The 8,726-nt window shown below is 39.9% G+C and carries 4 protein-coding genes; all 4 read right to left on the bottom strand.

What is annotated here, in order from left to right; all coding sequences use genetic code 11:
* Window positions 1–250, bottom strand: a 250-nt coding sequence (locus G561_RS0112685; RefSeq protein WP_028859635.1) for a transposase, incomplete at its 3' end; no start/stop codon positions are given.
* Window positions 251–296: 46 nt separating this feature from the next.
* Window positions 297–7,022: an Ig-like domain-containing protein gene (locus G561_RS0112680; RefSeq protein ID WP_028859891.1), complete on the bottom strand. Its 6,726-nt coding sequence runs from the start codon at window positions 7,020–7,022 to the stop codon at window positions 297–299.
* Window positions 7,023–7,108: 86 nt separating this feature from the next.
* Complete coding sequence (locus G561_RS0112675) at window positions 7,109–8,065, bottom strand: OmpA family protein (RefSeq protein WP_037032475.1); 957 nt, start codon at window positions 8,063–8,065, stop codon at window positions 7,109–7,111.
* 348 nt (window positions 8,066–8,413) lie between these two features.
* On the bottom strand, window positions 8,414–8,726 hold a 313-nt coding region (locus G561_RS0112670), incomplete at its 5' end, for a transposase (RefSeq protein WP_028859889.1).

Here is an 8,726-nt window from a genome sequence, read left to right as displayed (position 1 = left end):
CGCTAAGCTCGGTCTCTGATAAGCCGCTGGCCTCTATGATGGTGGCAAGTTTTGCTTCATTTGACCAGTTATCGGGAGTGTTTTTATTGCCGGGCATGGGCTGTCCTTGTTCTCTAGCTTGATTACGCCAATTATATAGGGTTTGTACACCTATGCCTTCACTTCTTGCAACTTCTGATACACTTAAGTTATGTGGCGGCGATAGCTTGCTTAATATAGCTTGTTTTCTCTCTTCACTGTATCTGGACATCTTTGTTCCTTGTTACCCCCTTTTACTTGATTGTTAGGGGTGACAACTATCCTGACACAGGGGGGTCTTCATTACGACTAACAAGGTCTGAAGCGTTGACATTCCAGTTACTATTACCAGTATTAACCGTACCACCCGCTAAAGTTTCAAGTATAATAACATCGCTACCTACACCCCCACTAATTACTGAGTTAGGATCATGTAAGCTCTTAACATAGATCTTATCATCGCCAGCTCCACCAATAATTTCTGAATCTAATCGAACTCTATCTTCTACAATAATAGTGTCATTACCAGAGCCACCCCAAACTTTAGAAGAAACTACTTCTCCTTTAATTTGAATATGGTCATCTTGTGCCCCTGAATCAATAAGTCCACCATTAACATTACCATTGACGAAAATTTTATCTTCGCCAGTATCTGTAGATATTTTGCCCGTGACATTTCCGGTGACCTTAACTGTATCATCACCTTCTTGTGTATAGATTTTACCTATAACATCACCGCCAATATTAACTTCATCATTACCTTCACCAGCATAGATAGTTCCATTAACTCTAATAGAGCCATCAACATTGATAATATCATCACCAGCTCCGGTATCAACAACTCCTGTATACAACTCAGCAGCTGCTCCACCTATACTCTTCTTAATGGTAATAATATCTTTACCATTTCCAGACTTAACGTAGCCTGCACCAGCAGCTGTGCCTAGATAACCTCCAATGGTTAATTCGTTAATATCATCAAAAGAGTCAATATTATCATCATTACCTAAACTTAAACCTGAACCGTCTTGATACTCTGTCATATAACCATCAGGTGTATCACCACTGCCTAAGTCAATTAAGCCTGCAACATCAGTGCCTACATCAACAGTATCGCTACCGCTACCAGTATATACTTTGCCTAAAACTCGTTTAGCTACATCGACAGTATCATCACCTGATTCCATATAGACATTATTACTACGCCCAATGTCATTTACAGTGGTACGGAAGGTATCTTTACCTTCTCCCATATAGATGCGAGCATTAACACCTGCGTCTACCTGAGAAACACTAAATAAGTCATCACCCATACCTGTATCAATAGTGATTAAACTACGATCATTATCGGCTGATTTAAAGTACTCATTACCACCATCATTTGGCGCATCAGCATTATTACCGAGGTTATTTAATGAGTTATTAATTACTAACACATCGTCATAATTAGTAAATAACAATGGATCAGTATAAGAAGTATCTTCAGAAATTGTAAATCCAGAGTTAAAATTCGGGAATTGTTTTCTAACCATTACAGTTTCAGAAGGTCCATATACTAAGGTCATATCGTTATTTAAACCAGTAGCATTAAATAAGTCCTGAATTTCATCCGTAACATCATCCGAACTTAAACCTGCATTTTCCGCTTTTTCTGCAGCTAAGTCTTCAGCAGTAGCAGTATTACCACTTACTTTATCTACTACTTTAGCAATCGCACCAATAGTGTGCTTATCTTGCTCAGCATCACCAGTTTCATCGGTATTATTTAAGGTAGTTACATCAACTTCAACTGAGTAAGTACCATCAGCTTGAACTTCAGCTTCTACTGCAGGTAATTCAGTGCCAGGAACTAATACTCCATTTTCATCATACTCACCAACTACAATAGATACTTTACTACCAGGCTCAGCATCTGTTGTACCAGTAATAGTTGCCATTATTGGATCATTTGGTGCATCAGGATCAACTGTCGCATCAATACTATCCTGTAAGTCCACTGTTAACGTTGGCATCGGTGCATCTGGATCAACAGGTGGCAAGTTGACTATCTTATTAGTAGTCTCGTCCATACCTGGTTCAGATACGTTACCAGCTTTATCAGTAACCACAGCAGTAATAGCTACCTTAGTATCAACAGGGAACTGATCTACTGGGTACTTAATTGTCAACCCATTATCAAGGATATCCTGAGTAATAGGATAATTAGTGTTACTACCATCTGGGTTTGTAACAGTTAGAATATTACCTGGTTTAGCATCAGCAGGTGCTTCAACCTTAACAGCTACTTTACCGTCAACAAGGTCAGCATCATCTAATTGGTTGGCAGTGCCTTCCCCATCCTGGATAGTAACAGTAGGTGCAGAGGTAGCTGTAATATCACCAAATACAGCATTATCAGTACCTTTCTCAGACTTGTTACCAGCTTTATCGGTAATCGTTGCAGTAACGTTTAAAGTTTCACCCTCAGCTAATGCTGGTACAGATACAATTGTAGAGCCTTCTTTTAGCATGTCTTCGGTAACAGTATAATCTGTACCATTAACAGTTAGAGTATCACCTTCTTGCGTACCTTTTGGTAGATAGACTTTAACATCAACTTCACCGTCTTTGTTTAAATCCTTACCATCAATAACGTTGTCGTTACCTTCTAAGATATCAACAACTGGTGCATTTGGTGCAGTTATATCACCAACTTTTGATGTATCTTTACCTTCAGCGCTGTTATCTTGTGGATCTGTTACTTCTGCTGTTACCTCAAGAGTTTTACCTTCAGCTGGTGGTGTTACTTTTACAGTGATACCGTTATCAAGATCTTCTTGTCTCAGTGGACGATCTACCAACACATTGCCTGCGTTGTCTTTGATAACAATGTTATCACCAACACTGTAACCAGCATCTTTTGGTAGAGTTACTGTTGCATTAACAGTACCATCTTCGTTTAGGTCATCAGTGTCGATCTGATCTGCCACATCTTTACCATCAGCAATTTCAACAACTGGCTTACCAACATCATCTGCGATACCGTCACCATCTGAATCACCTGGTATTAATAAGTCAGTAATAGACGTATCTTTACCTGCACCTGAGGTATTACCTTGTGGGTCTTTAACTACTGCTTTAACTTCGTTAGTTTCACCTTCTGGTAGTGGTTTAAAGGTAACTTCAACACCATTAGCAAGCTTATCAGCATCTAATGTGACTTCTTCAGCTGTACCATCTGGTTTAGTGATAACCACTGTATCACCAGCACTATAACCTGCATTCTCTGGGAATTTAACAGTAGCAGTCGCTTCACCATCAGCGTTTAGGTCCGCTTTATTAATTTTGCCATCTTCGCCATCAGCAATAGTAACTTGAGGTACTAGGTCTGGGTTACCCATACCTGGTACGATTAAGTCAGTGACAGACTCATCTTTACCTTCTAGTGAACTATTACCTGCTGGGTCAGTAACCTGTGCAGTAACTTCAGTTTTCTCACCTTCTGGTGCAGGTGTAACAGGTACAGTAATACCATTAGCGATATCTTCTGCAGTTAATGGACGATCTAACAGTTTATTACCGTCTTGATCTTTTACTACTACATTATCGCCAGGCGTATAACCACTGTCTTTAGGGAAAGTAATGGTAGTGTTAACAGTGCCATCTTCGTTTAAGTCATCTTTGTTGATAAAGCCGTCATTGCCGTCAGCAATTTCAACAACTGGCTTACCTGCTTCATCAGGCTTACCATCACCATCGCTATCACCTGGAACTCTAGTATCAACATCTAGAGAGTTGGTAGCAGTGTGCGACTTGTTACCCGCTTTATCTTCAACATGAGCTTCTACTTCAAGCTTAGTCTTGTTGCCTTCAGCATCAGTTGGGATAGTAACTTCAGTTTCGATATAACCTTTGTCGATATCTTCTTGAGTAACTGTTACTTCAACTTTTTCACCTGTATTGGTAGTGATTACAACTTTATCACCTTCTTCTGTATTAGCAGGTGTTGTAACACGTACAGGTGTTGAGTCTGGGTTTTGCTTATTTTCTGCAGCATTTAAGAACCCATCGCCATTCGTATCTTCTGGGAAGGTAATGATTGGCGCACCATTGTTAGTAGTTGCATCATTGTCTTCTGGATCGCCTTTGCTTGGATCATTAGGATCTGTTGCAGAACCATCACCATCTACATCACCAGGTACTTTAGTATCAATATTTAATACTTTGTTGTCTTCTGGTGTTACGTTGCCAGCGTTATCTTTTACGGTTGCTGTAACATCAACCTTATCGAGATCAACTTTCCCATCACCGTTAGTATCTAATTTAACTGGGACATCAACAAACCCGTCTTTGATGTTATCTTCAGTAAGTACAACTTCTTTCTTCTCACCATTGATAACAACTTCTACGATATCACCAGCTTCAGTGTTAACAGGTAATTCAACACGTACTGGTGTTTCACCTTTTGGAGCTTGGTCTTCAGCAGCGTTTAAGTAGCCATTATTATCAGCATCTTCTGGGAAACTGATAACCGGACCTGCATCAGGTATACCATCTCCATTAGTATCGCCAGGTACTCTGAAGTCAGTTGGAGCAGTATCAGAACCTGAGCCGATTTGTTTGCCAGATTCGTCTTTAACGACCACATCTACAGTAGTGTCTTTACCATGCTCTGCTGGCTTAACAGGCACAGTTACACTACCGTTTGTAATGTCTTCTTCGGTTAACACAACTTCTTTAGTTTCACCATCTTGGTTGGTTACTTCTAGTTTATCACCAGCTTTTAAGCCACTGTCTTTAATGTCAACAACAACATCAACTTCTTTGTTTTCGTTGAGGTCGGTTGGGTCTATAACGCCATCTTCACCAGCTTGGATTTCTACCTTAGGACCATTGATGTAATCACGAGAGGTAGTTGCTTGTGAGCTAGATGCGTTACCAACTTCATCTTTGTTGGTGGCATTAACTTCAGACTCATCTTTTACCGCATCATAATGGATATCTACACGACCAGTGTCTGGATCTACTGTAACGCCTTCTGGAAGCTCATCTTTTGCTGTCCATTTACCGTCTGCATCTTTTTCAAGCTCAACTTTTTGAGGCTTATCAGCTTCATCAGTGAACTCAACAATTAGGTCAACAGCGTCTTTTTGGTCAGGTGTGATAGATACAGAACCATCTGCACCAGCTACAATTTCAGGTGCTGCTGGAGGGGTAATATCTTCAATGTCATTCCCTGCAGTAATTTCTGAGCTTGATGTACCATTGTCGTTGCTATTTTCAGCTTCAACTTTAGAGCCATCTTCAACAGCATCAGGGGTAATGGTTACTTTACCTGTTTCAGGATCTACAGTTACACCTGGTGGTAATACAGCATCGTCTTTAGACCCCCACTCACCAGTGTTAGGATCTTTTTCAATTTCAACAGTGTGATCGTTACCCGATTCATCTGTGAAGTCTACTTTACCTTTATCAGCATCTTTCGATGGAGTCATCTCGATGCCGCCATCTGGAGTTGCTACTAAGTCTGGTGCTGCAGGACCGATATCATCAGTATTAGCATCATTATCACCTGCTATTACTTCTGAGTTTGAAGTGCCATTATCGTTACTGTTTTCGGCTTTAACTGTTGAGCCGTCTTCAACAGCCTCAGGAGCAATAGTTACTTTACCTGTTTCAGGGTCTACAGTAACGCCTGGTGGTAATTGAATACCTGGTTTTGGTCCCCAGCTACCGTCTTCACCTTTTTCAATTTCAACAGTTTGGTTGCTTCCAGCTTCATCTGTGAACTCAACTTTACCTTTGTCAGCATCTTCAGATGGAGTCATCTCTATGCCACCATCAGGTGTGGCTACTAAGTCAGGAGAGGCTGGTGCAACTGCTCCTTCGATATCATTACCTGCATTAGTTTTTGCAGTTGAGTCTTGACCAAAGATATCATGGTTAGTTGCTGTTACTTCTGAGCCATCTTTAACAGCATCAGGAGTAAGGGTAATTTCACCAGTTTCTTTATTTACTTCTACACCTTCTGGAAGATTAGTATCTGGTTTTGGACCCCAGCTGCCGTCTTTATCTTTTACGATTTCAACTTTTTGTGGCTGCTCATTTTCGTCAATAAATTCAACAGTTAAATCAACAACACTATCGTCGCCTGGCTTCGCAGTCACTGAACCATCGTCGTTAGCCACTAACTCTGGATTTTTTGGATCTGCTAATGACCCAATTACAGTGTCTTTTTCACCAATTTGGTTGCCATCTTTATCTTGCGCGATAACGTCATATTTTTCGTTATGTGCTAATGGCTTATCAGTTTTAACAGTGAAATTACCGTCTTTATCGGTTTCACCCTTACCTACTATATTACCATCCTTATCTTTGATAACGACTTCAGTATTCGGTTGTGCAGTACCAGTAATAATCGTGCTACCGTTATCACGATCATCACCTTCTGCAGGTGGGACGTTTTCTGCTTTATCTACATGCACGTCAGCTGGTGCTTCTGGAGCTGGAGCTGGTGTTGATTTATCGTCATCATCATCATCTAGGGCAGCAATTAATGCACCAAGACCAGCTAGCCCAACTAACCAAGGTAGGATACCAAAGCCTGCTTGATCTGTTGCCCCTACCCACCATGGGGTTGAGTAAGCATTACCACCTAGTGCTTGACCTTCTACAGCACCTGGTGCAAGTTCAGTGACGAAGTCTGCCACTTCACCAGTATCAGGTACATAGTAGTAATAACTACCGTCTTCTGCTAAACCGATAAGCGCACTGTCACTTTCTTCGTAGTAGCCTTCAATAATTAGATCGCTGTCTTGGCCATTTTCTTCTACAGAAACATGTAGGTCTTTACCCACACGCTTAGTGATGATGTGGTCTGGTGCTCTACCAGTCGCTTGATCTACTAATTCGTAGTTAACACGATTGACTGCTTTGATTACTGTGGGCTGTCCATCCTTAGTGACAACTTGATGCTCAGCTACTGTTTTTACAGCATCATTTACTTTTACAATGATGGTTTTCATCTTAATTTTCCTTTGAAAGTTCAACTAAAATAGTTTTTTTTAATCCCAAAAAAACTTATTAATAGTTTATATTTTAAATATGCTTATTATTTTTGAGTAGCGCTAACTGTTGCAACAACACGGCGGTTATTATAGCGGCCTTCTTCCGTTGCGTTAGTATCTACAGGGCGAGTTTCACCATAGCCAACTGTACGTAAGCGGTTTGGTGCGATGCCATATTTAGTCACCAACTCTTGCTTAACTGCTTCAGCACGGCGCTGTGATAAGCCCATGTTATAACTGTCTGAGCCTTTGCTATCTGTATGACCTTCAATTACTGTAGTAGTGTCAGGATATTTGTGCATGAAGTTAGCCACTGCTTCGATCCGCTGGTTGAACACTGGCTGAACAACGGCTTTGTCAAATTCAAACAACACTTGTAGGTTAATTGGTTTGTCTATTTCAACCTTGACTTCTGGTTCAGGCTCAGGTTGTGGCTGTTGTTGTTGTACAACTGGACAGTCGCGTACAACACGACTAATTTGATGTGTTTGTTTATATGTGGTGCTTAATAGCTTTTTGGCATCTGCCTCTTCAATCTTACTCAGACTTGGTTGTCCTGTTGAATCATCAATATCAACATAAATGTAGTGATTTTGCTGAGGGGCAAAGTCAACTAGATGACTATTAGCAGTGCTCAAGTTATTGGTTTTAGCACCTGTAGGAACAACTGTGATGTTGTGTTGACCACTACAATATAGAATTTGAGAATAATGACCAGGCTGTAAACTTACTTGGAATCTGCCATCAATGGCAATATTAGCACTGGTTTGTAAACCATCATTATCTAGGGGACGGATAAAGATCAAATTGGCTTGGTTTGCAGGTAGATTGCTGGCACTTACCTGTTGGAACGTAGCATTACCTGTTTTTTGCCAACCAATATGCTCAACTTGACGCATTTCTTGAGCCTGCGCCGTACCCATAAATCCAAATAGAGTCATAAAAAGAGCGGTGGTCAGTGCGCTGCTCTTCATAGTTTTGGTGACTTGCATTTCTTTCATAAAAAACCCCTTCATTTGTCCTTTGATATTTTAAATGTTCTATCTTTAATTAAGTTCAAGCGTATAGCCTGACACTTCTTTATTCATAATCACTCGCTTCTAACGCTGAATCAAAATTTAATTTTATACGTAACAAATATTGAAAATAGTGCCACTATATCCCACAAATATAGTAAAAATATTAAAAATATCATTTAAACGACATAAAAAAATAAAGTTATTTTGCAAATAAAAACTAAAAGTAATAAATTAAAAAAACAGAAAAATCCTTTAACATATTTACGGCAATACAGTAATATTTAATCTTAACCTTGCTCTTAATATTATTTAAAATAAGTAACCCCACTCTCAACACTTTATTAGCAATTCAAACTGAGGAGGCGGGTTACCAAGTTTTTTTTTTAAAAGAAAACAGAAATTATGCGCCAGAATCTTACGCGTTAAACGATGAGACAAATGCCATAAATCTCTAGCACGTACTTTCTGTATATTAAAGCAGTCAGACAATTGACCAATAACAGTCTCAATATTACGTCGATAACGCATCAATCGATTAACATCAGACTTAGGTCTATTATCTGTCATATTGCGTCTTAGCGGTGTTTGCAAATCAATACCCTTTGATGCAAAGTGCTGTGTTAACTCAGGGCGGATATACCCT

The organism is Psychrobacter phenylpyruvicus DSM 7000 = NBRC 102152, from assembly GCF_000685805.1.
GTDB classification, from domain to species: Bacteria; Pseudomonadota; Gammaproteobacteria; order Pseudomonadales; family Moraxellaceae; genus Psychrobacter; species Psychrobacter phenylpyruvicus.
Note: the sequence above shows the minus strand (reverse complement) of the source record. Positions and strands in the feature narration are given on the sequence as shown.